This window comes from Sphingosinicella sp. LHD-64 (assembly GCF_031157375.1).
GTDB lineage: Bacteria > Pseudomonadota > Alphaproteobacteria > Sphingomonadales > Sphingomonadaceae > Allosphingosinicella.
The window spans coordinates 78,929-102,100 of the sequence record NZ_JAVIFV010000003.1 but is presented as its reverse complement, the minus strand read 5'-3'; the positions used below and the strand labels follow the sequence as shown (position 1 = coordinate 102,100).

The 23,172-nt window shown below is 63.8% G+C and carries 19 protein-coding genes, 1 tRNA gene and 1 pseudogene; 10 read left to right on the top strand and 11 right to left on the bottom strand.

The genetic code is table 11. From position 1 onward, the window contains the following. Nucleotides 1-89: 89 nt before the first annotated feature. The gene (locus RCO27_RS08390; protein ID WP_309002224.1) at nt 90-851 is read left to right on the top strand and encodes an SDR family NAD(P)-dependent oxidoreductase; all 762 of its coding nucleotides are present in this window, start codon (nt 90-92) and stop codon (nt 849-851) included. A gap of 56 nt (nt 852-907) precedes the next feature. Here RCO27_RS08390 and RCO27_RS08385 read toward each other — a convergent pair whose 3' ends face one another. Together RCO27_RS08385 and RCO27_RS08380 are read right to left on the bottom strand one after the other, a co-directional pair. Continuing rightward, the gene (locus tag RCO27_RS08385; RefSeq protein ID WP_309002223.1) at nt 908-1,381 is read right to left on the bottom strand and encodes a peptidylprolyl isomerase; all 474 of its coding nucleotides are present in this window, start codon (nt 1,379-1,381) and stop codon (nt 908-910) included. 89 nt (nt 1,382-1,470) lie between these two features. After that, nucleotides 1,471-1,629: a hypothetical protein gene (locus RCO27_RS08380; protein WP_309002222.1), complete on the bottom strand. Its 159-nt coding sequence runs from the start codon at nt 1,627-1,629 to the stop codon at nt 1,471-1,473. A gap of 281 nt (nt 1,630-1,910) precedes the next feature. Here RCO27_RS08380 and glpX point away from each other — a divergent pair, with 281 nt between their 5' ends. Then, the gene (glpX, locus tag RCO27_RS08375; RefSeq protein WP_309003188.1) at nt 1,911-2,894 is read left to right on the top strand and encodes a class II fructose-bisphosphatase; all 984 of its coding nucleotides are present in this window, start codon (nt 1,911-1,913) and stop codon (nt 2,892-2,894) included. Nucleotides 2,895-2,910: 16 nt separating this feature from the next. Here glpX and RCO27_RS08370 read toward each other — a convergent pair whose 3' ends face one another. Next, nucleotides 2,911-3,306 (bottom strand): hypothetical protein, encoded by a 396-nt coding sequence (locus RCO27_RS08370; protein ID WP_309002221.1) that lies wholly within the window; start codon nt 3,304-3,306, stop codon nt 2,911-2,913. A 137-nt stretch (nt 3,307-3,443) separates the two neighbouring features. On the opposite strand from RCO27_RS08370, the gene recJ reads away from it, so the two are divergent. After that, the gene (gene recJ / locus RCO27_RS08365) at nt 3,444-5,216 is read left to right on the top strand and encodes a single-stranded-DNA-specific exonuclease RecJ (RefSeq protein ID WP_309002220.1); all 1,773 of its coding nucleotides are present in this window, start codon (nt 3,444-3,446) and stop codon (nt 5,214-5,216) included. Nucleotides 5,217-5,257: 41 nt separating this feature from the next. Beyond that, nucleotides 5,258-5,332 (top strand) — tRNA-Glu (locus tag RCO27_RS08360). 405 nt (nt 5,333-5,737) lie between these two features. Here the strand turns inward: RCO27_RS08360 and RCO27_RS08355 are convergent. Both RCO27_RS08355 and RCO27_RS08350 read right to left on the bottom strand, forming a co-directional pair. Then, nucleotides 5,738-6,109, bottom strand: a complete 372-nt coding sequence (locus tag RCO27_RS08355) for a hypothetical protein (protein ID WP_309002219.1) — start codon at nt 6,107-6,109, stop codon at nt 5,738-5,740. Between the two features lie 127 nt (nt 6,110-6,236). Further along, nucleotides 6,237-7,649 (bottom strand): hypothetical protein, encoded by a 1,413-nt coding sequence (locus tag RCO27_RS08350; protein WP_309002218.1) that lies wholly within the window; start codon nt 7,647-7,649, stop codon nt 6,237-6,239. 628 nt (nt 7,650-8,277) lie between these two features. Here RCO27_RS08350 and RCO27_RS08345 point away from each other — a divergent pair. The 4 genes and pseudogenes from RCO27_RS08345 to RCO27_RS08330 all read left to right on the top strand — a co-directional run. After that, nucleotides 8,278-8,811 (top strand): sigma-70 family RNA polymerase sigma factor, encoded by a 534-nt coding sequence (locus RCO27_RS08345; protein ID WP_309002217.1) that lies wholly within the window; start codon nt 8,278-8,280, stop codon nt 8,809-8,811. After that, nucleotides 8,808-9,818 carry a FecR domain-containing protein gene (locus RCO27_RS08340; RefSeq protein ID WP_309002216.1) on the top strand — a complete coding sequence of 337 codons (1,011 nt, stop codon included), beginning with the start codon at nt 8,808-8,810 and terminating at the stop codon, nt 9,816-9,818. Before RCO27_RS08345 ends, RCO27_RS08340 begins: the two co-directional genes overlap by 4 nt. 246 nt (nt 9,819-10,064) lie before the next feature. Continuing rightward, complete coding sequence (locus RCO27_RS08335) at nt 10,065-12,500, top strand: TonB-dependent receptor (protein WP_309002215.1); 2,436 nt, start codon at nt 10,065-10,067, stop codon at nt 12,498-12,500. A gap of 137 nt (nt 12,501-12,637) precedes the next feature. Continuing rightward, nucleotides 12,638-13,780: pseudogene (locus RCO27_RS08330) on the top strand (phospholipase D-like domain-containing protein); the annotation flags it as partial. An 80-nt stretch (nt 13,781-13,860) separates the two neighbouring features. On the opposite strand, the gene RCO27_RS08325 reads toward RCO27_RS08330, so the two are convergent. From RCO27_RS08325 to RCO27_RS08300, 6 genes are all read right to left on the bottom strand, one after another. Continuing rightward, nucleotides 13,861-14,787, bottom strand: a complete 927-nt coding sequence (locus RCO27_RS08325; protein ID WP_309002214.1) for an NAD(P)/FAD-dependent oxidoreductase — start codon at nt 14,785-14,787, stop codon at nt 13,861-13,863. 200 nt (nt 14,788-14,987) lie between these two features. After that, the gene (gene bla / locus RCO27_RS08320; RefSeq protein WP_309002213.1) at nt 14,988-15,890 is read right to left on the bottom strand and encodes a class A beta-lactamase; all 903 of its coding nucleotides are present in this window, start codon (nt 15,888-15,890) and stop codon (nt 14,988-14,990) included. A 40-nt stretch (nt 15,891-15,930) separates the two neighbouring features. After that, nucleotides 15,931-16,449, bottom strand: coding sequence for a hypothetical protein (locus RCO27_RS08315; protein WP_309002212.1), 519 nt, complete (start codon nt 16,447-16,449; stop codon nt 15,931-15,933). After that, the gene (locus tag RCO27_RS08310) at nt 16,436-17,890 is read right to left on the bottom strand and encodes an amidohydrolase family protein (RefSeq protein ID WP_309002211.1); all 1,455 of its coding nucleotides are present in this window, start codon (nt 17,888-17,890) and stop codon (nt 16,436-16,438) included. The genes RCO27_RS08315 and RCO27_RS08310 overlap by 14 nt, the downstream gene beginning before the upstream one ends. Nucleotides 17,891-18,020: 130 nt before the next feature. Next, complete coding sequence (locus RCO27_RS08305) at nt 18,021-19,028, bottom strand: beta-propeller fold lactonase family protein (protein WP_309002210.1); 1,008 nt, start codon at nt 19,026-19,028, stop codon at nt 18,021-18,023. A 134-nt stretch (nt 19,029-19,162) separates the two neighbouring features. Next, the gene (locus RCO27_RS08300; protein WP_309002209.1) at nt 19,163-21,208 is read right to left on the bottom strand and encodes a M13 family metallopeptidase; all 2,046 of its coding nucleotides are present in this window, start codon (nt 21,206-21,208) and stop codon (nt 19,163-19,165) included. A 233-nt stretch (nt 21,209-21,441) separates the two neighbouring features. On the opposite strand from RCO27_RS08300, the gene RCO27_RS08295 reads away from it, so the two are divergent. Continuing rightward, nucleotides 21,442-21,972, top strand: coding sequence for an RNA polymerase sigma factor (locus tag RCO27_RS08295; RefSeq protein WP_309003187.1), 531 nt, complete (start codon nt 21,442-21,444; stop codon nt 21,970-21,972). A 32-nt stretch (nt 21,973-22,004) separates the two neighbouring features. Then, the gene (locus tag RCO27_RS08290; RefSeq protein ID WP_309002208.1) at nt 22,005-23,060 is read left to right on the top strand and encodes a FecR domain-containing protein; all 1,056 of its coding nucleotides are present in this window, start codon (nt 22,005-22,007) and stop codon (nt 23,058-23,060) included. Nucleotides 23,061-23,172: the final 112 nt, after the last annotated feature.

Genomic DNA, 23,172 nt, shown 5'->3' with positions numbered 1-23,172 from the left:
CCAGCGAAAGCTGGAATCCCCTTGCCTTTTGGGCCGGGGGCTAAGGAACTGAGATTCCAGCTTTCGCTGGAATGACGGAGAAAGCGAAAATGACCGGAAGGCTTCAGGACAAGATCGCCATCGTTACCGGTGCGGCGTCGGGGATCGGCAAGGCGACCGTGGCGCTGTTCCGTGCGGAAGGCGCAACCGTGATCGCGGCGGACGTCGCGGGCTCCGAGAGCGTCGTCGCCGCGGATGCTGGCCGCGAGGACGACGTGCGCGGCCTGATCGACATGGCGGTGCGCGACCATGGCGGGCTCGACATCTTCTTCGCCAATGCCGGTATCTCCGGCGGCCTCGCCGCGATCTTCGAACAGACGCCGGAGGACTGGCAGGAAATCCTGCGCGTCAACCTGATCGGCCCGTTCCTCGCCATCAAGCACGCGGCGCCGGTGATGAAGGAGCGCGGCGGCGGTTCGATCATCTGCACCGCCAGCGTCGCGGGCCTGCGCGCCGGTGCGGGCGGCCCGGCCTATTCGGCGTCGAAGGCGGGCGTGATCAGCCTGGTCGAGGTCGCCGCCACCCAGACCGCCGGCGCCAACATCCGCGTCAACGCGATCTGCCCGGGGCTCATCGAGACCGGCATGACGAAGGGCATCTACGACAACGCCCGCGCCGCCGGCCGCGAGGACATGATCGGCCACCTGAACCCGATGAAGCGCGGCGGCGAGCCGGACGAGATCGCGCGCGCGGCGCTGTTCCTCGCCTCCGACGAAGCCAGCTACGTCAATGGCCATGCACTGGTCGTCGACGGCGGCCTGTCGTCGTCGCATCCCTTCTATCGCCAGGAATACGGCCGGACCGCTTTCTGACGATCGTCACCCCGCGCCGGATTTCCGTCGCATGGTGACGGAATGGTGGCGAACGGTCAGGCCTTGAGGCTCGCCTTGACGATCTTGCCGGGGGTGCGCGGCGGCTCGCCCTTGGGGAGGGCGTCGACATGCTCCATGCCTTCGACGACCTCGCCCCACACGGTGTACTGGCCGTCGAGGAAACGGGCATCGTCGAGGCAGATGAAGAACTGGCTGTTGGCGCTGTTCGGATCCATCGTGCGCGCCATCGAGGCGGTGCCGCGCACGTGCGGCTCGCGGCTGAACTCCGCCGGCAGGTCCGGCTTGTCGGAGCCTCCGGCGCCGGTGCCGGTCGGATCGCCGCCCTGGGCCATGAAGCCGTCGATGACGCGGTGGAACACGACGCCGTCGTAGAAACCCTCGCCGGCCAGCTCCCGGATGCGGGCGACATGCTGCGGTGCGAGGTCCGGGCGCAGGCGGATGACGACGTCGCCGCCCCCCTCGTTGCCGGTGTCGAGGTTGAGGACGAGGGTGTTGAGGTCGTCGGACATGAAACTCTCCCTGGGGAACGGAATGCTCGCGCGTGACCTAGAGAGTGTCTCCGGGAGCTGCAACCGTCGTCAGGGCAGAGCGGGGGCGTCTATTTGTCATCCTTGCCGGCCGGCGCCTCGTCCGAAACGGCGCTGCGGCCGAAGAGGTGGTTGGTCAGCTTCTTGAACCGGAGCAGGGTGCCGCCCGGCCGCTTGCCGGCGTTCGGATCCGCCTCCGCCTTTCCATTCTGCGCCTTCGACGGCTCCATGATTCTCAGCTCCTGGTCGGCAATGCGCACCGCGCCGGAGCGGCGCCTGCAACCTCTGCCATTGGTCGTTGTCTGTCGCCGCCGACATCTAACATATTTGGGATGCTCGTGAAATGCCGTCGCCGCTTGGCTCTGCTATCACGCGCTGCCTCGGCGCTGCCGCAGGTGCGGCGATCGCGACGGAAGGAACGCACCACAGGGTCCGGCTTCTCGACTTTGTCATGGCCCTCGCCTATCCGCCCGACCAGATGCTCGATCGCGATGAGAGGATGACAGACGACATGGTGAAGGCAAGCCACGTACTCGATCGGCTGCTCGTATTGGAAATGGTCCGCGTCACCGAGGCGGCGGCGGTCGCTGCGTCGAAGCTGGTTGGCCGCGGCGACGAGAAGGCGGCGGACCAGGCCGCGGTCGAGGCGATGCGCGATGCGCTGAACCAGCTCGATTTCGACGGCACGGTGGTGATCGGCGAGGGCGAGCGCGACGAGGCGCCGATGCTCTATATCGGCGAGAAGGTCGGTGCCGCGCAGGGCGAGGGGCCGAAGATCGACATCGCGCTCGATCCGCTCGAGGGCACGACGATCACCGCCAAGGCCGGCGCCAACGCGATGGCGGTGCTCGCCATTGCCGAGGAGGGCCATCTCCTCAACGCCCCCGACGTCTATATGGAGAAGCTTGCGGTCGGCCCGGGCTATCCGGACGGCGTGATCGATCTCAACAAGAGCCCGACCGAGAATATCCGTGCCATCGCTGCCGCCAAGGGGGTCGATCCGCACGAGATCATCGTCTGCGTGCTCGATCGGCCGCGCCATGCCGCACTGATCGCGGAGCTCCGGGCGCTCGGCTGCGGCATCAACCTCATCCCGGACGGCGATGTCGCCGGCGTGATCGCGGTCACCGATCCCGACACGACGATCGACGTCTATATGGGTTCGGGCGGCGCTCCCGAGGGCGTGCTGGCGGCGGCGGCCCTGCGCTGTGTCGGCGGGCAATTCCAGGGCAAGCTCCTGTTCCGCAACGACGACGAGCGCGCCCGCGCCGCCCAGTGGGGCGTAACCGACCTCAATCGCATCTATCACCTTGAGGAGCTCGCGCAGGGCGACGTCATCTTCGCGGCGACCGGCGTCACCGACGGCACGCTGCTCGAAGGCGTGAAGCGGCGCAAGGGCTGCCTCACCACGGAGAGCGTGGTGATGCGCGCCTCGACCGGCACGGTGCGCTGGGTCAAGGGCGAGCACCGGCGGGCGCCGGGCGAGCACGACTGATCGCGCGCTTTCCTTGTTAGTGAACGAGCACGCCGATCGAGAGGTCGGCGCCGTCCGCCGCGGCAAGGCGTATGCGCGCGGGCATGCCCTGGACGACGGTCATCGCCGGTGCGGTGACGCGGGCGCCGTCGCCGGAACGCAGCAAGGTCGATCGGATCACATAGGGCACGATGCCGTCGCCGTCCGTGTCGGGCTCGGCATCGAGCCGGAGGCGCAGCGCATAGGCGCCGCCGACGGTGACGGCGGTGGGGCGGCCGACCTGGACGATGAGGGTCGGCGCGCCGATCAGGCGGCCGTCCTCGCGCAGCTCGAACTCGACGGTGCGCGCCGGCGGAGCCGCCGGCGCGGTCTGAGCGACGGCGGTGCCGGCGCCGATCAGGGCGACGAGGCCGAGTGCAGCGAACAGTCGCATGTCTTCCTCCCATGCAGGATTGCGGCACCTTCGCCTCTCGCATGACGATCGTGAAGGGGCGGACAAGAAAGATGGTCAGCGCTTCGATAACCATGAGAGGGATTCACGCCCGCCCGGCGATCGCCTAGGGTGGCCAGGTGACGGCCTCTTCCCATGTCTGCGGCGTCCAGCGCTCGATCCTCGGCCAGCCGTGGCGCTGGCGGGGACAGGCGGCGACGGATCTCGGGTTCGAGCCCGACAGCCTGGTCGACCAGCTGCTGCTGGCGCGCGGCGTCGCGCGCGACGAGCTGGAACGGCATCGCCAGCCGACCCTGCGCGGCTTCATGCCGGATCCCGCGATCTTCCGCGACATGGAGAAGGCCGCTACGCGCCTCGCCGATGCCGTCGAGGCGCATGAGCGGGTCACCGTCTTCGGCGACTATGATGTGGACGGGGCGACCTCGGCCGCCTTGCTGATCCGGCTGCTCGCCATGCTCGGCCTCGCGGCGGACGCCTATATCCCCGACCGGTTGATGGAAGGCTACGGCCCGTCGGGCGAAGCGCTGGTCCGGATCGCCGAGCGTGGCGCCAGCCTGATCGTGACGGTCGATTGCGGTGCGCAGGCGTTCGAGGCGCTTGCCATGGCGAAGGCGGCGGGCGTCGACGTGATCGTCGTCGATCATCACAAATGCGCGAGCCGGCTTCCGGACGGATTCGCCATCGTCAATCCGAACCGGCTCGACGAGGCTGACGAGGCGGCTGCGCACGGCCATCTTGCCGCGGTGGGGGTCGCCTTTCTGCTCGGGGCGGCGCTGCTCCGAACGCTGCGGAGTCGAGGCTATTTCGCCAGTCAGGCCGAGCCGAAGCTGATCGAGTTGCTCGATCTGGTGGCGCTCGGAACGGTCGCCGATGTGGCGCAGCTCAAGGGCCTCAACCGCGCCTTCGTGACGCAAGGGCTGAAGGTGATGGCGACGCGCCGCAACGCCGGCCTTGCGGCGCTGACGACGGCGGCGCGGCTGACGCGCGCGCCCACCGCCACCGATCTCGGCTTCGCGCTCGGCCCCCGGATCAATGCCGGCGGCCGGGTCGGCAAGTCCGATCTCGGCGTCCGGCTGCTGACCACCGACGATCCGGCCGAAGCCGAGGCGATCGCCGCCGAGCTCGACCGGCTCAACGAGGAACGCCGGGCGATCGAGGCGACGGTGACCGGGGCGGCGGAATCGCTGTCCGCCACCCAGGGCAATCGGGCGGTGGCGGTGGTCGCCGCGCCGGGCTGGCATCCCGGCGTGATCGGCATCGTCGCGAGCCGGCTCAAGGAGCGGCTGCACCGGCCCGCGGTCGTCATCGCGCTCGGCGAGGACGGCCTCGGCAAGGGCTCGGGCCGCTCGATCTCCGGCGTCGACCTTGGCGCGGCGGTGCTGGCCGCGAAGGACAGCGGCCTGCTGATCGCCGGCGGCGGCCATCCGATGGCGGCGGGGCTCACCGTGGCAGCCGACCGGATCGACGCCTTTGCCGGGTTTCTCGACGAGCGGCTCGCTGCCGACGTTGCGCGCAGCCGCGACGACCGGGCGCTGCTGCTCGACGCGCTGCTGGCGCCCGGCGGGGTTTCGCCGGATCTCTGCGACGCGCTCGATGCGGCAGGCCCTTATGGCGCCGGATGGCCCGGGCCGCGCGTCGCCGCGGGACCCGTCAGCGTGGTCAAGGCGGATGTGGTGGGCACCAATCATCTGCGCGTCATCGCCGCCGGCGACGACGGCAGGCGGATCAAGGCGATCGCCTTCCGCATGGCCGACAGCCCACTGGGCGAGGCGATGCTCGCCGCGCCGCCGCACCGCCGCCTCTGGCTCGCCGGCCGGATGAAGCGCGACGAATGGAACGGCCGGGCGACCGCCGAACTGCACCTCGAGGATGCCGCCTGGGCCGACGCTTGACCGGCGCGGCCCCAGCCCGTAAGGCGCGGCCTCGCTTCGGCGGCCCCTTCGTCTAGCGGTTAGGACGCGGCCCTTTCACGGCTGAAACACGGGTTCGATTCCCGTAGGGGTCACCAAGGTTTTCAATGACTTAACTGACATTGAATCGGATCAAACCGAGAACGTATTCAATACGTATTCACGATTTTTCGGCGGACTTTTTTGCACACCGGTGGACGCTTTTTCGCGCCGTCGGGCTTCCTCCGCTATCGGCGCACATGATCTCCGCGAATCGCGAATCAAAGGCGACACGCTCGCGTGCCGCCAATTCAGGCTTTCCCTCGCTCAGACTAAGACTTTCGCCGTACCGCTCCGTCAGGGAGGGAGGCGACATACTCGTGAAGGCTGGAGACGAGCACGAGGGTGGCTCGCCCTTCCTTTTTCCGGACGATCACGCCTTCTTCCATGAGCTGGTAAAACTTGGATCGCTTGTCTACCCATAAGGCACTATCGAATAGCAGCGGAGCAGCTTCGATGGCTAATCAGTGCGCCGCCGTGGAAGTATGCCCTTGCCGCGCTATCGCGACGAGCCGCCGGATGATCGCCATTCTGTCCTTGGCAAACACCAGTTCGCGACAAGCGGGGATAACGTACCCATCGGGGGTACGCACTAAAGAGACGAACACGATCTCATCCGGCCGGGCGGGAAGCCTATACAGCCCCGGCCCGACTGATCGGATACGGCCCCTGCGTAGCGGCGCATAATCGTATCTCCGGTCGGCGGCACCCTTTAGCGCCAGAACCATGTCGATGAACTGCTGCTCCTGTTCAGGATTGTCGATCGTAGAGACGTAGCCGAAGCCGATAACATCGGAGTGGGACCAGATTGATTCCGCGGCTTCCTCGACTGACATTGCGGCAATCGCTCTCTCATTGCACGATGTCGCGGCGGCTGGCGCCGTGAACAGCAGCGCGCTCGTGCACGCCAGAGCCAGCGCCGCGCCTCGTGTTCGAACGCGCACCGAGTTCGGTAGACCTGACCTAGACACATGCAACCTGTGCAAAATAGGAATCGACCATCGTTCCCCCAACGAAGTAGTCTACGGCAAGATTGCTGCGCTGATGGGCCTCTGCAAAGACAGCCTCGTCCACGACATCAAACCCGGTCTTGCCGGGAGGCACGACTTCATAGACTGTCATTGTCGTCGCGCCGCCTACTAAGTGCTGCAGATGCTCGGGGATAGCCTCGGTTCCCGCCAATGTGGCGGTGCCAACGGCTCCAGCCGCGTAGGCTGCTGCGATCTCTTTTGGCAGCTCAGCAAAGTTGACGGATTTCGGAGCCGTTGATTGAATCGACCAGAGCCACGGCAGATCAAGAAGGCTGCCATCTTGGGATCTCACATACTCGATCCCGAGGGTATCGCTATGGTCTAAAAAGATGACGGCGTTTGGATCATCAACAGGAGAATAGGTACTTTGCTTGCTCGTCAAGTAAAGGTCGCTATTGATGACTGATAGCTTAATGTCGAGGAAACCCCAAGGAACCGCGACCATGTCATATCCCGTTCCCCGGTCGTAGACCGCCTTAACGCCTCCTCCGATGTTCGCCCAAACTGTGTCATTCCCATCCATGGTAAAAACAAAGTCGTTTCCACCTCCGGTATGAACCGTCGCGTCCGACATGTCATTTTCAAACTCAATGTGATTGTTACCGTCCGTTCCTTGGACGTTCACCAATTGGCCAAGAGAAAGCGAAGGATAGATGATATCAAAACTGTCGTTATAATGTCCATCTATGGCTGTGCCATATAGATTCTGATACACGCCATCATCGAAGTCCTGAACGCTATTCCCTGGTGTTTCACCATTGTAGATGTCATCGATGAATCGTCCGGTCGCGTCACGATAGAAGTGCGTGAATTCATGCGCCAGAATGCCTTCAATCGTGCTTTCCCAGCTACTGCTGTTTATCTGGTCGCGATCAATCGTGATCTGGACGGTGCTATTTGGCTGGAAGCCCTCTGTCTGGAGGTCGGGCTCCAGCATCGGCGTGAATTGGACGACCGCTCTCGCTGTAGGATCGGCGCCCGAGGGCAGTGAGTCGGCGAAAGTGATTTTGAGCGTCACGTTCCGATCGGCCATTTGCTCGAGCGCGGCGTCCAATCTTGAATCCCTGCCGACACGATCGAGGAAGTCGAAGACCTTCTCAGCCTGTGCCTTAGTAAGGTCATTCAGCTCGATCCTTGGCCTGTCCTCGGTGGCAGGGATCACAATATCGAACGTGGTTGTGTCCGAAGGAACTTCAGATTCGACATTGCCGACCGAACCGCCTCCGCCCACGGAATCCCAAATAGTGTATGAGGAAAAGCCGTTCTCTGCCCAACCACGGAGGAACCAAAAGTCGTAATACATCTCGGGAAACCTGCGACCGGTGATTACAATCGTGTCGTCCATGTCAAATTCCATCGATGATATTCCGTTCGACGAATTGAGCATCTGTACGGATACGGAACGAAAATAGGGTTCACCGATAGACTACGCCTACGGTTCTTCATCTCGGTGGCAAATACGGAGAGTAGAATCCACTTTAGTGCGAGCAAAACAATATAGGAAAACTACCGTGTCGATCTCTGAGAACGAATAGATTTGTTGTCCCATATTCTGCCGGAGCCACATAAGGGCGGCGGAGGGGCTGCTCTCAAGCTCGCATGAGCTGTCGAGCATCGGGTGGAGATCGCATCAAAACATGCCAATTTCCGGCATCTCACATCAGGCTGGATAGGAGCGGTTACCGCACCGAGGACTACAGGACCCATTCCACGCTCTTGCATCCATTTATTCGCTCCGGCATGTTTGGGATGTAGTCTGCGAATGCTGGCACGCGGACTGTGGGATTTTCCTGCCAGGCATTAAACACGCCAGTCCATCGTGGGACAGGCGGCCAAACCGGACCAGGGACCCAGCGTCTCAACGGCGGCAACCCTCGCTAAATCGCACACCGGCCTTCGCCGGCTGATGTGTCTCGCCCGCATGGCTGCCCCGCCATGTCCGATCTTCCCGGCCGCGCCTTCAGCGGCACGCCATGAGCGACGCGCGCGAGGTCGCCCGCGGCGACGCATTGGCCGCGGCCGCCACGCTCGAGCGCCTCTACGAGGAGGAGGCGCCGCGCCTGCTGCGCTATTTCCGGCGGCGGACCGGCAACTGCCCGTCGGCTGCCGATATGGTTCAGGATGCCTTCCTTCGGCTCGCCAGCATCGGACGGGCGAGCGAGGTGGCGAACCCCGGCGCCTATCTCCAGCGCATCGCCCGCAATCTCGTCATCGATCGCGTCCGCGCCGACCGCCTCTCGCGTCGCGTCTACGTTCCGCTCGAAGACCAGGACGCGCCTGCGCCTGCGACGCAGGAGGACGGAATGATCGCCGCCGACCTCCTGCGCCTCTATGAGCAAGTCGTTGCTGAGCTGCCGGAACGAACGCGTACGATCTTCCTCCTCCAGCGCGCCGAAGGTATGACCTATCGCCAGATTGCCGAGCGGCTCGGTGTACCATTGTGGACGGTTGAGCATCATATGAAGCGGGCGATCGCGCATATCGACCGGAGCTTCGAAAAGATATGACCGACGGCGCCGGCGTCGGGCCCGATCCGGAATCCGAGCGCATCCGCGACGAGGCTTCCGGATGGGTCGCGCGCATGCAGAACGAGCCTTCACCCGAGGTCCGGGCCGATCTCGAGGCTTGGCTCGCCGCCGATCCGCGTCACCGGCAAGTCTATGACCGTATATCGCGGCGGTTCGAGGGCGCGGCGATTCTGCGTACCTCCGCCAAACACGCCGTCCAACGAACGCGGACGAACCGTTGGCCGCTCGCAGCGCTTGCCGCTGCCGCAGCGTTGGCGTTCGTGCTGATGCCGCTCGCCTGGAACGAGCAGCTCGATTCTCCCAGCGATCGCCCCAAAGATGCGGTCGCCTCCCAGCAAGCCGTAACAGCCGTAGCTTCGCGCAGGGGCGAGATCCGCACCGTGAACCTCGCAGACGGTTCGCGCGTGACGCTGGACACCGACAGCGTCATCGCTGTCGAATTGGGCGCTGCGGAACGGCGGATCACGCTGCGAAGTGGGCGCGCCCGCTTCTCGGTCGCGCACGATCGGCGGCCGTTCACCGTGACCGCCGCGGGCGGAGCCGTGATCGCGCGCGGCACGGAATTCGACGTGATGCTCGACGCGGACGGACGGGTCCGCGTGGTGTTGCTGAGCGGGTCGGTCGATGTCGTCCCGCCCGCATCCGGGCAAAGCGCCGGAGCTGTGGCAACACGACGCCTCGCTGCCGGCGAGGAGGCTATATACGCGCGCGGCGCCGTCTCGGTGTCACATACCACAGGGGCGGACGGCGCATCCTGGCCACAAGGCATCGCTGATTTCGAACGTATAACTCTTGCCGAGCTGGTCGCCCGCGCCAATCGATACGCCAACCGCCCAATCGTCATCGCCGAACCGGAAATCGGCCAGCTGACCCTCTCGGGGCGGTTCCGCATCAACGATCCCGATCGTCTCGCCGCGAACGCGGTCAGCCTGCTGAACCTGAAGGTGGATGAGGAACCCGCCCGTCTCGTGATCCGCCGCAACTGATTTTTTTCGTCGGCACTACCGACGCGGCCGGCAGCCTCGTCGTCCCTCTCAAATGGCAAAACATTTGGGGAGGACGAGTTGACCAAATTGAGGAGCATTCTTTTGGGGTGGGCAGGTGCCTGCTCGGCACTCGCGCTTGCGACGCCTGCGTCCGCGCAGCCCACCACCAAGGCACAGTATTCCGTCCCCGCCTAGGATCTCGGAAGTGCGCTGCGCCGCGTCGCGCAGATCGCGGGCGTCGAGATCATGTTCACGCCAAGCGATGTTGCCGGATTCACCGCGCCGGAGCTTCGCGGCGAGTTCACCCTCCGCCAGGCACTTGATCGCCTGCTGCCTGGAACCGGCCTCGCTGCCGAATATCGTGGAGGGACGGTTCTTGTCCGGGGGCGATCGCAATCGTCCCCGCAGGAGGTGACCGAGGGGATGGAAAGCGAGACGGAGATTCTCGTCACGGGCACCCGAATTCGCGGCAGAGACACGCCATCTCCGCGGATCGTCGCAACTCGCCAATCGCTCGAGAACGCCGGCGTGAACGACATGGCCGGATTCTCCCGCGTCATCGCTCAGAACTACACCGGCGGGCAAAATCCTGGCGTGGCTGGCGCTGGCGATCAGGGCGGCCAAAGCAACATCAACAATTCGACGACGCTCAACCTGCGCGGCCTTGGCCCCGACGCGACCCTCACGCTCATCAATGGCCACCGGCTTGCCTATGATGCGCTGCTCCAAGGCATCGATATCTCGGCCATTCCCTTAGCGGCGATCGACCGCGTCGAGGTCATCACCGACGGCGCCTCGGCCCTTTACGGGTCCGACGCCGTCGCTGGAGTCGCAAACCTTGTTCTCCGCCGTGACTTCTCCGGCGTTCAGGCAACCGCGCGCCTCGGCGCTTCGACGGATGGCGGCAATGTCCAGCAACAATACACCATTGTCGGCGGCTCACGCTGGTCGTCGGGCGGCTTCATGCTCGCCGCTGACTACAACCGCATAACCCCGATTCTGGCGCCGCAGCGAGAATATACGCGTCGCCTGAACGACGCGCAGATGCTGACGGCGCGGCAGCATCAAATTTCGGCGGTGTTGGCCGGCCATCAGCGCATCGGCGAGGGCGTCACGTTCGAGCTCGACGCCCAGTTCGCGAGCCGCGATATGCGCAAGACCACGGCGTTTACGCTGGCCGACCCGATCGTAAACGGGTCCACCACCCATCCTAGCGTGCGCTCCTACGCGATCACGCCACTCCTGCGCCTCGACCTTCCCTCGGACTGGACAGCGACACTCGAGACGACGCGTTCCGTTAGCGAGACGATCATCCGGACCCGTTCATTTCGAAACGGCGTCGAAACACCCGCGCGGGCATCGTACGAAAATCGACTGTGGAACATCGAGGTCAATGGGGAGGGCCCGTTGTTCGCGGCACCTGGTGGCGAGGTCAGGCTGGCCGTGGGCGCCGGATATCGAGCGTTCGAGCTGGGCATCAACGTCACTCGCACTATTGGTGGCGTGAGGCAGGTGCGCCGGGATGCGACAGAGGAACGAGAAAGCCAGTTCGCCTATGGCGAGGTGTCCATCCCCTTCGTCGGCCCAGGAAATCGCGCGCCGTTCCTCCATGCGCTGCAACTCAGCGCCGCGGTACGATACGAGCGCTATCAAGGCATTGAAGAAGTCGCGACGCCCAAGCTCGGGCTCATCTATGAGCCGCACCGGGACGTCACCTTCAAGCTGAGCTGGGGGCGCGCGTTCAAGATCCCAACCCTCGACCAGGTCAACGAGATTCAGGCCGGCGGCATCATTCCCGGCAACTTCTTCGTCCCTCTGCCCTTGCCACCTCTTCCGAGCGGCGCGACCGTTCTCGTCCTCACGGGTGGCAATCCGCAGCTGCGGGCGGAGCGCGCTAGGACCTGGACAGCCACGGTCGAGGTCCGGCCCCGCATCCTGGAAGGTCTGCAGCTCGAAGCAAGCTACTTCGACATCGACTACCGCGATCGGATTGGCATCCCCATCAGCGACACGCTTTCGGTGCTCGCCAATCCAGCGTTCGCCGACTTCGTCCTGCTCAGACCTTCCGCGCAGCAGGTGATCGAGATCGTCGAGGCGCTGCCGCAACCGATCACCAACGTGACAGGGCAGCCCTTCGACCCCGCGCGCGTCGGCGCGATTGTCGACGCGCGCCTGCGCAACACCGCCCGCGAGCGAGCGCGAGGTGTCGACCTCGCTATGAGCTACGAGACGAACCTGACTGCACAAGACCGCCTCCTCATCACTACGTCGGCGAGCTACCTGGACGCGACGCGCCAGATCAGAATGGGACTGCCGGCAGTCCCACGCTCGGGCGTCATCTTCTCGCCGCCCGAATGGCGCTTTCGCGCCGGCGCCAACTGGGAACGCGACAACGTCCAGCTATCGGCGTTCTTGAACTATGTCGGCAGCGTGCGAGACAATCGCCTTGCCACGTCCGGCGGGGTTGGGTCGTTCACTACCCTCGATCTGACCGCCTCTGCACGGACGACCGCGACCAGCGGGCCGTTTCGAAACATGGAATTCCGTCTCTCGGCGCTCAACCTCTTGAACGAGCAGCCTGACATCATCCGCACGACCGACCCCGCGGCCATCCCGTATGATTCGACGAACCAGTCCGCGATCGGCCGTTTCGTCAGTTTTTCGGTCACGAAAAGATGGTGAGCATGATCCCGCCGCTCATTGTCGGCATGCGGCCCTGGTGGACCACGACCGGGAACGTACGCTTTTTCCGGCGTGAGGGTTGGGCGGAGGGCTCGACTGCAATCTATGAATGGACCCCCGGGACTGACGAACCCAGGCGGCTCACCGTGAAGCTCGACGGTCACCACCCGACAGGGGCCTCGCATCATCAAAAGATCATCGTCATCGACGATTGCTTCGCCTTTTGTGGCGGCATCGACATGACGGGCGCGCGCTGGGACACGCGCGACCATGAGGACGACCAGCCCGGGCGCGTCCTCCCCGGCGGTTCGGCCTACGCGCCTTGGCATGACGCGACCAGCGCCCTTCAAGGACCGGCGGCGGCCGCCCTTGGCAAGCTCGCACGCGATCGCTGGAAGCGTGCCGGAGGGGCCTCGCTCCCCGCCGTGAGAGTTCGGCACGACTGCTGGCCCGATATTTTGCCGGTTCAATTTTCCGACGTCGATGTCACGATCGCGCGAACGGTCCCGGCGATGCCGGGTCAACGGGCAGTATGGGAGATCGAGCGACTCTACCTGGAGCAGATCGCGCGCGCCAAACGCTTCATCTACGCGGAAAGCCAATATTTCGCATCGCGACGTATCGCCCAGGCCCTGGCGCGCCGTCTCGACGAAGCCGATGGACCCGAGATCGTCATCGTCAATCCGGAAAGCGCGCAAGGATGGCTGGAGCCGCTCGCCATGGACACGGCGCGCGCGGCTGGTTGCCGCGCTGCGTCAGCGGGACAAGCATGATCGCCTGCGGCTCTATCATCCGGTCACCCGGAACCGCGCGCCGATCTACGTCATGCCAAGATCTTGATCGTAGACGATCAGATACTGCGGGTTGGCTCGTCCAACATGAACAACCGCTCGATGCGGCTCGATACGGAATGCGATGTCGTGATCGATTGCGCGGCCGGCGAAAACGGAGAGTCAGCCGAGAGAGTTGCCGCGATCCGCGACGACCTGCTTGCCGAGCATCTCGGCGTCCTGCCGAGGAAAGTCGCCGCGAGTATCGCCAGCACCGGCTCGCTCATCGCCACCATCGAGCGTCTGCGCTTTACCGGCCGCAAGAACGCGCACGACCGGCGCCGTACGCTCGTGCCTTATGAAATCCCGGATTTGTCGGACGTGGAGAGGTGGCTCGCCGACAATGAGGTTCTCGATCCCGAGCAACCCGAGGATATGTTCGAAATATTGAGCAAGCCCGGCCTCTTCGGTCGCCTTCGTCGCCGCGGCAAAGACGGGCAGAGTCGTTAGCGCTACGCGCCGATGTCCTTCCTCGGTCTGGATCGCCCGGTTGCCGACGCGATGAAGAATAGGCCTTCCTGCGCTCAGGTTCAGCTGCCCCGTAGCAACGGTCGCGTCTGGGCGAGGTCGTTTCGGATCGTGGTTGCCGCGACGCCGCCTTCACCCATCGCATGGCTGATCTGGTCCAGGCCCAGCACGACATCCCCCGCAGCATAGAGACCAGGAACGTCGGTGCGCTGATGGCTGTCGACGACGATGCACCCACGCAGCTCGGCTACGGCGGCACCGGCCCGCACCGCCAACTCACTGTGAATATCCGATCCGAGGGCCGGGTAGACACTGTCGAAATGATGTTGCCCGCCGGCCGTCTCGATCGCGATGCGATCGGCGTCCAAGGCCAAAACTCGAGAAGGCCCCTCCAAGATCGTCACGCCCGCATCCGCAAGCCGTTCCCGGTCGCCGCGGTTCAACATGTGGCCATCGCCAGGCGCGATCAGTGTGACATCGGCGGTGTATCCACGCAGGAACAATGCCTCGGCGACCCCATGGGTGCCGCTCCCAATCACCCCGACCTTCTTGTCCGTGACCTCGAAGCCGTCGCAAATCGGGCAGTAGCGGATCAGACCGCGCGCTAGCGCCGTCTTATGCAATGCCTCATCCATTTCGGGGCGCCGATTGGCGACTCCGGTGGCCAGCAACACGGTGCGTGCGGCCACCAGCCCGGCGCCCCATTCAGCGACGAAGCCATGCTCGCCGCGATCGAGCCGCGACACCCTTCCGACGTTGATCGCCCCGCCATAGCGCTGCGCGTGCTCGCGCATCCGTTCCAGGAGCTGCTCGCCCGAAATCCCGTCGGGAAAGCCTGGCACGTTGCGCGAGGTCGGGATCCAGCCCGCTCGGCTGCGCCCTTCATCGACCACCGCCACGTCCAGATGGAAGCGGGCAAGGTAGAGCGCGGCGGTAAGGCCGGCGGGGCCTCCGCCTATGATCAGGCAATCGATTTGGGAATCCGGCATGCGACTCTGAGCGATATCGGGTCGGATTGGTTCCGGTCGTCTTCGTCGGGAGATCGAATCATCGATGCGGCCGACGGCACGGTGCGTGGAGTTGACTTGGCGGCTATCAGGGCGCTCGGGCGCGCTACGCGGCCTGCGTCACGCCTTCCTCGTTGCCGAGCCTTCGAGGGGCCCCGAGCCGTCCCATGAATAGAGAACTGTCAAGCCAAATGTAGTGCTACCTTGCGCGCGATGTGCTCATGCGCGGCATTGCGCGCTTCGGCGGTCGCGTCGGGAGCATCGATGTAACATGCGATCAGAATCGGACCCGAACCATTCCCCGGTAGGGCGAACGCCACATCGTTGCTCGCTCCATTGATGCTCGTCCCCGTCTTGTCGCCAACTGTCCACCCAAGGGGAAACCCCGCCCTCAATCGGTTTGTGCCGGTGGTTGAAGACTGCATCAAAGTCCGGAGCAGATTGCGGCTGGCTGTACTCAGCAGCTCGCCGAACAGGAAACGCGACATCGTACCGACCATAGCTGCTGGTGTGGTGGTATCGCGCGGATCGCCTGCTGCATTTTCGTTCAAATCGGTTTCCATTCGATCGAGCCGGGTCACATCATCTCCCGCGCGCCGAAGAAATGCCGTGAAGGCGATCGGGCCACCGAACCGACGTAACAGGAGATTCGCCGCCGTGTTGTCGCTGATCGTAACAGCAGCGGCGCAAAGGTCTCCGATCGTCATGAACCCATGAGATGCTCTCGGCCCGGTAATGGGGGAATAGGGAACGAGGTCGTCTTGGGAGTATGAGAGGCGTTCTTCGAGATCTGCCTCTCCGCGATCGACCTCAGCCAGCACTTGCGCGGCAAGTGCCCATTTGAAAGTGGAGCACATTGCAAACCGATCGTGCTCTCGGTGGGCCAGGCTCTGGTGGGTCTGCAGATTGACGGCCGATACTCCGATGCGGCCGCCCAGCGTCGCCTCAATGCGTCCCAGATCCCAACCCGCTGGAGCCCTTGCCGCTGCGGTACACACGGGCAATATCGTGAACGCGCCAATGCCAAACATTGCCGAACGCCGCGACAAGCCGGCATCTTGCGAGAGTTTGGTCGAGACAGTCATCTCGTACCGGTGAAGCGCTGTATCCGATTGCTCATATATATTACCGGTCTGCGCCCGAAACGCGTTGGAACTGGATAATCTCGGACGCTCTTTCCCCGTTTTCGATATAGGTTTCGCTGCGGGCGAAGGTGTCGGCACCATGCATAGTGATCCTAAAGCTGTCCTGATGCGCCTCGACTGCCGACGTCAGGCCGGTTGCGTCGAGGAAGCTAAACTCGAAGCTACCGCGTCCATCATGTCCGGACAACAGGAGCCGTGGTTGATTTCCAAGCGGGCAGTAATGGGTCGCGATCAATCGGTCATTGTCCATGTGATAGACTGTCATCGACACGCGACCCGGCCCGAGCGCCCAAGTCTCGACGAGAGTGCTGCCGGCCGCAATCGATCGATATGTCACCCGTATGTTTCGCCCACTCGGCGCTGTGCCGGTCCAATCTCCTTCCAGACGTTTGAGTGTTTCAAAACTCATCTCCGCTTCGACGGCCGCAATCGGCGCCGCGCGACTTTCGAACGCGACGAAGAAAGCCAGAATGGGAACAGCAAGTCTAATCGACGTCATCGTCGACTCCCAGGGGCAATGAAGCGACCGCCTGCCCGGCGGCGGCATCGTTCAATAGCGCCTCGAGATCGGCACGCTCATAAAGCCTGCCGCCGGCGATCACGGCTTCCGGCCCCCTGAGAGCCCGCAAGTCGCGGAGCGGGTCGCCTCGCAACAGGATGAGGTCCGCCCGCGCTCCCCGCTCGACAGTGCCGAAATCAGCATCCCATCCGAGGCTGGATCCACGATTTGGAAGCGACCGGAGATAGTCGCGAGGATTGACGGTCGCAGCCCGTAAAGCCTGCAGTGGCGTCAGTCCCGCTCTCACCAGGGCCTCGACCGCATCGATCAGACCAATGCCCCATATGTGAAAAGCCTTGGGCGTGTCTGAGCCTGTCATCAGCGGCACTCCGGCGGCCGCGTAGGCGCGGGCGATCCGCCTGCGCAGGTCAAGGAAGGTCCGTGCCTGCGCAACCGTGATCCCGGCCCTCAGCATCTGCTCGCGCTGCGTGGCCCATTCATGTCGCTGTCGCTTCGATGCGAAGCGCATCTGCGGAGCGCGCATCAGTTCGTCAATCGGCCGATCGAATGCAAGCAGTCGCTCGAACAGGGCCAACGTCGGCACCTGATAGTTTCGGGCAGTGGCGATCCGCTGTGCAAAGCCTGCAAGCTCGACATCGCGTGTACGCGCCGCAGCGGCAACAATGGCTGGAGGCGGAAGCTGCCCGAAGGGAATTTGCCGTTCGGGCGCGCCGTCAGGCAGCAGCGCGAAAATGGCGCCGTCGAGATGCTCGACCTGTTGGCCGGCGGCCGCCGCTCGCAAGACTCCGATTTCGTTGGTGACATGTCCGGTGGTCGGAAGGCCTTGGCGGCGCGCCTCGTCCTGCAGCGCTTCCCAGACCGGGACCGACGTGATATGATGAGCCTTGATGAAATCGAAGCCGGCATTTTCAGCGCTTCGCACCGCCGCTCGGGCGCTCGCTACGTCAGGTACGTTCTCGTCGTTGAGTGGCTGTGTCGCCACATAAAAGCGCGGTCCGGCCAGCGTCCCCCCCTCGATTGCCGCCCGCGCTACGAGATTGTCCGGCGACCCGGCCATTCCGCGTACCGTCGTAATGCCGTGAGCCAGCATCACCGCAAATGCGCGCTGAGCTTCATCGCCGGGCACGCCGGGCATTGCGGGGACGTGGACATGCATATCCACCAGACCCGGCATCAAAGTCATACCCGCGCCTTCAACCCGCGTCGCACCCGCAGGGATGGCGACAACCGGACGCGGCCCGATCGTGACGATCCGGTCGCCACTGACGATAACGGTCTGATCCTGGAGCCGCTCTGTTCTCGTCATCGGCAGCACGTCGGCGCCTACAATCGCAATGACCGATCCGGCGCCTGCCTCGCGTGCTGAAGAAGGCGCGGCGAAGGCGAGGACGATCAGAAGGAGATGCGAGATGAACGACATTCGATAATCTCTCACAACGTCAGTTTCCGCCGGGAGCGGACGCGGACCGATCGACGCGGGTGGCGGCATCTGGATGGACCGCCGGTCCTGCGCCGTGTTGCCGACATCGCGCCGTTGTCAGTTGCCTGCATCAATGGCGGTCAACCACATTGCCGCGCGAGCGAGCGGTACTGGCGGCGCCATCCTGCTGCGCCTCAGTCAGTCGATCGACCCGCGCGGTGGTCATGCGCTGCGGAAGATCGCCTGCAGGAAGCCGCTTGATCTCGGTAAAAGTGTCCATTGAAATCACCGAGATCGTGTCGTCGACTCGGTTGCTCACATAGGCGAAGCGCTCATCGTCGCTGAGCGTGATCCAGTTGGGCTCGCGTCCAACGGGTATGTCGGCGATGACCCGCATGTCAGGAACCGAGAAAATGGCGATACGGCCCGAGAGCGCGCCCGCAGCGAGCAGACGGCGCCCATCCCGCGTCAGTGCCAGGCCGTGGTCGACGGTGTGCGGGAAGCTCGTCGGCATGGTTTGCGGCGCCGTCGGCATATTGACGGTCTGCATGATCCTGCCCGTGGCGATGTCCACGACATGGAAGCCGCTCATGTTGGACGTCTGCACGTAGAGCGTGGTTTCGTCGGGTGAGATGGCGAAGGGCCTTACCCCTCGATCGAAGTTGATCGTCTGGACGACTTCGTTCCTTGCAAGGTCGATGATCATCACCGCCTGATGGACAATATGGCCGACGTAAAGCCGGCGTCCATCGGGTGAGAGCCTGGTCGCATGTGCGCCAAGACCGATATCAATTTCCCTGACGACCTCACGGCGCGTAAGGTCAATAACCTTCAGAACCGAGCCGTTGAACATCGGCACATAGAGAAACCGCCCGTCCCTCGAAATCGTCATGTGATGGGGAACTCCGCCCAGGGGGACCGTGAAGAGAACCTGTTCGGTGCGCGCATCGAGAGCGACGACATCTTGGCCTTCGAGGCGATTGATAAACAGCATCCGCCCGTCCGGGGAGGCGACGACATCGTCCGGATGGCCTCCGACGATCGTTGCCGGAATCGTGCCGACGACCTCATGCTGTGGGATCGAGATAACCGTCACATCCCCACCGCTGGTGTTCTCGACATAGAGATATTCACGCACTTCGGCATTCGCGGGTGTGGCGATTGCAAGCGCAACCAATACCAATGGCGGACATCTGTGAACCATTCACTTTCCCCTTTTGCACATGTTGCGGACGAGGCCCTGCAGATTGCTTCGGCGTGGATGGCTGGACGTCACCAGATGCGCACGCGCTGCTCGGGCGGCAGATAGAGTGGATCGTCCGGACCGATGTCGAAGGCGTCGTGCCAGGCGTCGAGGTTGCGTACGGTCCACACGCGTTGCTCGGGAGGGGCGTGCGGATCGGTCACCAGTCTTTGCTGGCGAACTTCGTCGCGCAAGGCACCACGCCAGATCTGCGCCCAGCCGAGAAAAAAGCGCTGGTCGCCGGTCATGCCGTCGAGGACCGGCGCCTCCCGGCCGCCCAGGGAGGCGCGGTAGGCATCGTAAGCAATCGTGATGCCCGCGAGGTCGCCGATATTGTCGCCAAGCGTGAGCCGACCGTTCACGAACCGACCGGGGAATATCTCGTAGCGATCATATTGTTCAACGAGCCGCTCGGTGAGCGCGTTAAAGCGCGCGACATCGTCCGGTGTCCACCAATCGCGTAACGCACCAGCCTCGTCATATTTCGCACCTTGATCATCGAAATTGTGGCTGATTTCGTGGGCGATCACCGCACCGATTGCGCCATAGTTTATCGCCGGGTCGGCATGAGGATCGAAGAAGGGCGGCTGGAGAATCGCTGCTCCGAAGACGATCTGGTTCCATTTCGGATTGGCATAGGCGTTGACCGTCATCGCGGTCATGATCCGATACCATTCGCCGCGCTCGATCCGCTGATCCAGCATGTTCAACATCCGCTGATGTTCGAACTGGTTGGAGCGGATGACATTGCCGACCAGGTCGTCGCGACGGATTTGCAAGCCATCATAGTTGCGCCAGATCGGCGGCGTTCCGATTTCCGGCGTGAAAGCCGCCAGCTTGGCGCGCGCTCGGGTGCGGGTTGCGGGTGCCATCCAGGCGAGGGACTGTAGCCGTCGGTCGAGCGCGGCGATGACGTTGCGGACCAGACGATCCGCTTCGCTTCTCGCCTCGGCCGTGAAATGTCGGTCGACATAGAGCCTGCCCACATCATCTGCCAGCGCCAATGAAACCAGGTCCACGGCGCGCCGCCATTCCGGCCGATTCTGAGGCGTTCCGCTCAGCACGGTACCGTGGAACGCGAAATGGGCTTCGACAAAGGGCTGCGCGAGGTAAGGCGCATAAGTGTCGAGCAGTTGAAGCTGCAGATAGTCCTTGAGGACCGCGATGTCCGCCGAGGCGAGGATGCCCGCGGTTTGATCGACCATGCTCGGCTGGCGAACGATCAAGGTCCGTCGATCGCCAATTCCGATCGCGTCGAAATAGCCTCGCCAGTTGAAACGCGTAGTCGCCCGCGCAAGCTGCACCGGCGACCTGCGATTGTAGGTTTTCGCGGCATCGCGGCTGTCGGTCGCCGACCAATGTGCCCGAGCAATTCTTGTCTCAAGTTCGAGAACTGCTGTTGCGCGATGCCGCGCCCCGGGCGCGTCGAGGAGCTCCAAAAGTCGCACGAGATAGGCCTGGTAAGCCCGGCGTTTGGCGACCTGGTCGGGTGCGTCGCCAAGGTAGAAATCGCGATCGGGCAACCCCAGGCCGCCCTGGCCGACCCGGAAAACTGCGACGGTGCGGTCCTGATCGTCGGAATCGACCCACGTCACGAAAGGGGCGTCGACTCCCATGCGGGCAAGCTCGCCCATGATCGCCGCGAGGTCGGCATGCGTGCCAGCGCCTTGGACCCGCGCCAACATCGGCGCGAGCGCGGCAAACCCACGGGCATCGGTCGACTCACGATCCATGAAGCTCGCATAGAAGTCGCCGATCCTGGAGCCCGGTGTGCGAGCTGCCTCCTCAAGTATCGACCGAGTGCGCCGCGCCGACAACTCCTCGAGCCTGTCAAATACTCCAAACGACGCCTGATCAGCCGGTATCGGCGTCGCTTGCAGCCAGCCGCCATTGGCGAACCGGAAGAAGTCCTGCCCGGGCCCGACCGAGCGGTCCATGCCGGCAAGGTCGAAGCCCCATGGGCCAATCTGCGCCGCCTGCGACACAGCGGCTTTCGGCTCACTGAGCGGCGCTGCGTCGACGCGGCTGGCATTGCCGATCGAACCAGCGACGAAGGGTCCGGCGATCAGAGCCACGCCGCAGAGGCATGCGGCGCGCCCATATGGCATACGGCGCACGTTCCTGGTCATCGCGGCGTCCCCCCTTCCCTGCCGCCCGTCATGCGGGCCCTCGGATGCAGGAACGCAACAGGGTCGCAAAACCACATCTGGGTGAGGTATTTCGAGGGGTTGCTAAGCCGATGTCGCTGGTCGCTTGATCCCGATGATGTCCAGGCTCACCCTCGCGCGGGCATGCGAGGAGAGCAGCGATCAAGAGACTAGCGACACCACGAGCCGAAGCGGAGGAGCAGGCGTCGATCGAGGCGCTGAGCCAGACCTTTCGCGCATCGCTGGGTCGGTATTTTTCCCGACGAGTCCGCGACCCGGTCGAGGCCGAAGACATGGTTCAGGAGGTGTTCGAGCGGCTGCTGAAGCGTGGCAATATAGCGAATCTCGAACATGCCGGCGGCTATGTATTCGAGACTGCAAGCAGCGTGCTGGCCGATCGATTCCGCAAACGCCGCAGCCACCATGCGGACGCGCACGACCTGTTTGATGAACATCGGCATGGCGATGTGGACTTTTCGCCCGAGCACGTTTTGCTTGGGCGAGAGAAGCTTGCACGAGCGACCGCGATACTGCTCGAGCTTCCGGAACGGACGCGCGTGATTTTCGTACTCAGGCGCTTGGAGGGAATGAGATATTCCGACATTGCCGCGCGCCTGGGCATTTCGGTGAGCGCGGTCGAGAAACATATGCAGCGCGCGATCGCCCATCTCGCGAAGCGACTGGAGGAATGATGCGCCTGCGTGTCTTTCCAAGAACGCGGGGCATGTCGCCCTCTGAAGCTGCGGCCTATTGGCTCGCGGCGCATGAGCGCGGCGATCTGGACTCAACCGATAGCGCCGAGTTCGCGCTATGGCACGCCGAACCAAACAATGTTCTTGCCTATGCCAAGGCGACGCGAGCCCTGACCGTATTTGATCTTGACGACGGCACTGACCCCCACTTGCTGGCGTTGCGCCAGGCGGCGCTAGAGGCGGCACCGACCGTGCGGCACCGCATCCCGATCCTCATCGCAGGTCTCGCGGCCAGCATCCTGATCGCCATGTTCGCGATCGGTGTGCTTGATCTTTCAACAAGCCTCGGGGTGCCCCCCGATCGCTCGACGATCGCACAGAGTGACCGAGATCCGATCGATCGGGACGATGGCTCCCGGGTTTACGTAACCGCGGCAGGTGAGCGTCGGTCCATCCGGCTACCCGACGGCTCCAGCGTCATGTTGAACACCCGCTCACGCCTCGTCGTTGCGTTTACCGGCGGGCGCCGGCTGGTCCGTCTGGTTCATGGCCAGGCGCTGTTCGAGGTCGCCCATGACAGCAGTCGCCCCTTCATCGTCGAAGCCGCCGATCGTCACATAACGGCGCTTGGAACCACCTTCGATGTGCGGGTCGATCCCGGCCGTGTGCAGGTTGTCCTCGTCGAAGGACAGGTCGTGATCGAGCGCGCCAGCCTGCCTACACCGGGAGCAGCCGAGATAGAGCCGGCCACCCTTCGTCCGGGAGAAGAGTATGTCGCGGAGCTGGGTGCAGCGCTGCAGGTCACAAGCGTAGACCCCGCCCGAGAGACGCTGTGGCGCGATGGCTTCATCGAGTTTGACGATGAGCCCCTGGCCCACGCGGTTGCCGAGATGAACCGATATACGGACCGGCCGATCATACTGAGCAACGATGGCGTCGGCGCGCTTCGGCTGAGCGGCATATATCGTACCGGCAGCCCTGATCGTTTCGTCAACACGCTCCGTGAGATCCTGCCGATCGATGCCCGAGCCGTCGCCGGCGGACGTATCGAACTGTCGTTGCTGCGATCAACAGACACCCGACCGTAATTTTCTCATCGTCCCGGTGTGGATTCGGCGGCGGCCCGCGTTTCCGACGGTAGAGCCCCGTTACAGAGGGCGTCACTTGGGGAGGGGGAATCCGCGATGGCCCACATGGCGA